The organism is Microbispora sp. NPDC049633 (assembly GCF_040675265.1).
In the GTDB taxonomy this organism is placed as follows: domain Bacteria; phylum Actinomycetota; class Actinomycetes; order Streptosporangiales; family Streptosporangiaceae; genus Microbispora; species Microbispora maris.
In genome coordinates this window covers 1-4,107 of record NZ_JBFAOO010000347.1, presented here as the reverse complement: position 1 = coordinate 4,107, position 4,107 = coordinate 1, and the positions used below count along the sequence as shown (strand labels likewise).

At 76.1% G+C, this 4,107-nt stretch carries 3 protein-coding genes; all 3 read left to right on the top strand.

What is annotated here, in order from left to right; genetic code table 11:
- A partial coding sequence (locus tag AB0J39_RS38545; RefSeq protein ID WP_363474018.1) for a LuxR C-terminal-related transcriptional regulator occupies positions 1-1,971 on the top strand: 1,971 nt, incomplete at its 5' end.
- Between the two features lie 108 nt (positions 1,972-2,079).
- On the top strand, positions 2,080-3,435 hold the full coding sequence (locus AB0J39_RS38540) for an APC family permease (RefSeq protein ID WP_363474016.1): 1,356 nt from the start codon (positions 2,080-2,082) through the stop codon (positions 3,433-3,435).
- 108 nt (positions 3,436-3,543) lie between these two features.
- Positions 3,544-4,107 (top strand): phosphatase PAP2 family protein (locus tag AB0J39_RS38535; protein ID WP_363474014.1); only part of this gene is annotated, 564 nt, incomplete at its 3' end.

The following is a 4,107-nucleotide window of genomic DNA, read 5'->3' as shown; positions in this document are numbered from 1 at the left end:
GTGCCGCCGGGCCGCCGCCAGGAGAGCGGTGTCGTCGGGCGCGCCCGTCCGCACGTCGCCGGCGACCCCGGCCACCTCGACCGGCTGCTCGACCTCGACGCCGGCGTCGTCGTCCAGGCGCTGAACGCGCTGCACAACGCGGGGCTGGTCGGCGCCGACCTGCACCTGCGCCACCCCCAGGCACGTGCCGCCGTGCTCGCCGACCTCGACCGGCACGAGCGGACGGACCTGCACCGCAGGGCCGCCGAACTGGCGTACGGCCAGGGCGCTCCGGCCGCCGTGATCGCCGAGCACCTGCTGGCCGCCTCGCACAACGGGGGCCCGTGGGCCGTGCCGATCCTGGAGGAGGCGGCCCGGCAGGCGCTCAGCGAGGGACGCGTCGAGCCCGCCGTCGACTACCTGCGGCTGGCCGACGGCGCGTGCACCGACGACCAGCGCCGGGCCACCATCAAGACGACGCTGGTGCGCGCGGAGTGGCGGCTCAACCCGAGCGCCCCCGCCGCCCACCTCGACGAGCTCACCGACGCCATGCACCGCGGCCACCTGCGCGGCTCCGACGCGGTGGTGCTGGCCAAGGCCCTGCTGTGGCACGGCCGCTTCGACGACGCCCGCGACGTGCTCGACCACCTGGGCAGGATCGGCACGATCATGGACGCCGAGACCGTGGCCGAGATCCGCGCCGCCCGGCCGTGGCTGCGCTGCTCCTACACGCCGTTCCTGGCGCACATCCCGCGGGTCACCGACGTGAGCACGCAGGCGCCGCCGTCCGCGCCGGTCATCGGCCGGCTGGAGGCCGCCACGGCGCTCGCGGCGGTGCTGACCAAGGGCCCGCACCCGCAGACGCTGGCCGACGTGGAACGCATCCTGCGCGGCTCCCGCCTGGACGACATGTCGATGGACGCCGTCGAGTGCGCGCTGCTCGCGCTCATCTACGGCGAGCGGCCCGACCTCGCGGCGCCCTGGTGCGACCTGTTCTTCGAGGAGGCCGCCAGCAGGCGTGCCCCCAGCAGGCAGGCCCGCCTCGCGGCGCTGCGCGCCGAGATCAGCCTCCGGCAGGGCGACCTGGAGGGCGCCGAGGGCCTCGCCCAGATGGCCGTACGGCTCATCCCGCCCACGAGCTGGGGGGTCGCGATCGGCGGGCCGCTGTCGGTGCTGCTGACGTCGGTGACCGCGATGGGCCGGCTCGACGAGGCCGTGCAGCTGGTCAACCAGCCCGTGCCCGAGGCCATGCTGCAGACCAGGTACGGCCTGCACTACCTGAACGCGCGGGGCCGCTACCACCTGGCGACGGGCGACCTCGGCATGGCCCTGCGCGACTTCCAGACCTGCGGCGAGCTGATGGGTTCCTGGAGCCTCGACACGCCGGGGCTCATCTCGTGGCGGACGGGCGCGGCCGAGGCGCTGATCGCCATGGGCCGCCCGGAACGGGCCCGGCCGCTGCTGGACGAGCACGTGACCCGCTGCGCCCCCGGCCCGGTCCGCGCCCGGGGGATCGGGCTGCGGCTGACGGCCGCCGCGAGCGAGCCGCGGCAGCGTCCCCCGCTGCTGCGCCGCGCCGCCGACATGCTGCAGGCGAGCGGCGACCAGTACGAGCTCGCCCGGGCCCTGGTCGACCTGGCCGACGCCTACCAGGCGGTGGGGGAGCTGCGCCGCGCCCGTACGGTCGCCAGGCAGGCGCAGCGGATCGCGGAGGAGTGCGAGGCCGTCCCGCTGGTCAACGCGCTCACCCAGGGCGGTCCCGGGCAGCCGGCCGAGCCGCCCAGGACCGAGAGCGGCTCCGGGGCGCTGAGCGAGGCCGAGCGCCGCGTGGCCTCGCTCGCCGCCGTCGGCTACACCAACCGCGAGATCGCCGACAAGCTGTACATCACGGTCAGCACGGTCGAGCAGCACCTGACCAGGATCTACCGCAAGCTCAACGTCACCCGGCGGTCCGACCTGCCCGCCAGCCTCGAGTTCAGCACCTCCGGCTGAAACGGGCGTGACCACCCCGGCCGGCCGGTCACCCCGGCCGGCCGTCCCCCTGACCGGTCACGACTCCCTTGGCCGGTCACGACTCCCCCGACTGGAAGGTGTACGCGAATGGCTCGGACGAGCGTCACATCCGGCGTCACCGCTGCCGTCACCCGTGCCGTCACGCCTGGTGCCGCCCCGGCGGGCCGCCTCACGGCGATGCAGGGCACCGCCATGTACGTCGGCGCGGTGCTCGGCACGGGCGTCATCGCCCTGCCCGCGCTCGCGGCCCAGGCGGCCGGGCCGGCCTCACTGCTGGCCTGGCTCGGCCTGGTCGTGCTGTCCGCCCCGCTGGCCGCGGCGTTCGCCGCGCTCGGCGCCCGCCATCCCGACTCCGGGGGCGTGTCGACCTATGCCCGCCTCGCCTTCGGGGACCGGGCCGCGGTCGTCGTCGGCTGGTGCTTCTACTTCGCGATACCGCCCAGCGCCGCCGCCGCGGCGCTGTTCGGCGGCGAGTACGTCGCGGCGGCGGTGGGCGGCGGAACCGGCACCGCGACACTGACGGCGGCGGGGCTGATGGCGGTCGTGACCGTGTCGAACGCCTCCGGCCTCCGGGTGACCGGCAGGGTCCAGCTCGGGCTGGCCGGGCTGCTGGTCGCGTTGCTCGTCGTCGCCGTCGCGCTGTCGCTCCCGCACGCCGATGTGGCCAACCTCCGGCCGTTCGCCCCGCACGGCTGGACGGCCATCGCCCCGGCGGCGGCCCTGCTGGTGTGGAGCTTCGCCGGCTGGGAGGCGATCACGCACCTCGCCGCCGACTTCCGCAAGCCCGCCAGGGACCTGCCCAGGGCCGCCGCGGCCGCCGTCGTGCTGGTCGGCGTGCTGTACCTGTCGGTCGCCTTCGCCACCGTCGCCGTCCTCGGGCCGGCCGCCGGATCCGCGCGGGCGCCCCTCGGCGACCTGCTGGCCCTCGGCCTCGGCGGCAACGCGCGGCTGCTCGCCGCCGTGGCCGCGCTGCTGCTGACGCTCGGCGCGATGAACGCGTACTGGGCCGGGGCGGCGAAGCTCGGCGCGGCCCTCGGCCGCGACGGGGCCCTGCCCCCATGGCTCTCCCGCGGCAGCGTCGCCGGGGAGGTGCCCCGGCGCAGCCTCGGGGTCGTCGCCGTGCTGTCCTTCCTGTCGCTCGCCGTCGTGTACGTGGCGGGGACGGGCATCCGTCCCCTGGTGCTGATGACCAACGGGTCGTTCGTGGTGGTCTACGCGATCGGCGTGGCGGCCGCCATCCGGCTGCTGCCGCGCGGCCGGGCCAGGGCCGCCGCCCTGCTCGCGCTCGTGGCGGTCGCCCTGCTGGTCGCCGCGTCGGGGGTCTACCTCGTCTGGCCGCTGCTGGTCGGCGGCGCCGCCCTGGCTTACGCGCGGTTCACCCGCCGCGAGGCGGCCGTCCCGGCCGGGAAACGGGAGAAGGAGACCGTGCCGGCGGACCATTGACGAAAGTGAAGGGCCACCGGCGACTTTCCGCGAGTGCGCGCCGGTCCGTCCGGTCCCTAGGGTCGAAGGGCCGGACGGACCGGCGGAACACGGCACGGAGGGGAAACGGTGGGCACCGAGATCGAGGACGTCCCGGGGATCAGCGCCGAGTGGTACCGGGAGGTCACCGCGTTCGCCCGGGACACCCCGGGGTGGGTACGCGACGCGGCGGAGGTCGCGACGGACGCGGTTCCCGCGATCCTCTTCGCCCTCCTCGTCTTCGGCTGGTGGCGGGCGCGGCGCGGGGACGACCGCCGGATGGCGCTCGCGCTGCTCGCGCCGGTCGCGGTGGTGGTGGCGTACCTCGTGAGCGAGGGCCTCAAGAGCCTGCTGCGGCTGCGGCGCCCCTGCTGGGATCTGGCCGACGTGGTCACGGTGGCGACCTGCCCGCCGTACGGCGACTGGTCGCTGCCGAGCAACCACGCGACCTTCGCCGCGGCGGGCGCCGTCGCGCTGGTCGCGCTGTGGCGCGGCACGGCGGTGGCGGCGCCCGTGCTCGCGCTGCTGGAGGCGTTCTCGCGGGTCTTCGTCGGCGTCCACTATCCCCACGATGTGGCGGCGGGGCTGCTGCTCGGCGCGGTGGTGGCGCCGGTGGTCCTGCTGGCCCTGCGGAACCCGGCGACCGCCCTGGTC

Bases quoted from the DNA above. Each gene is read 5' to 3' on its own strand.
- AB0J39_RS38540 (WP_363474016.1), top strand. From the start codon at position 2,080: ATGGCTCGGACGAGCGTCACATCCGGCGTCACCGCTGCCGTCACCCGT.